This window comes from Bordetella ansorpii, assembly GCF_900078315.1.
Lineage (GTDB): Bacteria > Pseudomonadota > Gammaproteobacteria > Burkholderiales > Burkholderiaceae_B > Bordetella > Bordetella ansorpii.
The window spans coordinates 1-212 of sequence record NZ_FKBS01000011.1 but is presented as its reverse complement, the minus strand read 5'-3'; the positions used below and the strand labels follow the sequence as shown (position 1 = coordinate 212).

The window sequence follows — 212 nt, the reverse complement described above, 5'->3', positions numbered from 1 at the left end:
GTGTCGGAAGTGGTGCACACCATGGAAGGCATTTCGGCCAGTTCGCGCAAGATCTCCGAGATCGTGTCGGTGATCGACGGCATTGCGTTCCAGACGAACATCCTGGCGCTGAACGCGGCGGTGGAAGCGGCGCGCGCGGGCGAGCAGGGCAAGGGCTTCGCGGTGGTGGCGGGCGAAGTGCGCTCGCTGGCGCAGCGCAGCGCGCAGGCGGC

General features: G+C 68.4%; 1 protein-coding gene. It reads left to right on the top strand.

The genetic code is table 11. The features are described from left to right. A partial coding sequence (locus A7W11_RS05190) for a methyl-accepting chemotaxis protein (protein ID WP_235816804.1) occupies positions 1-212 on the top strand: 212 nt, incomplete at both ends.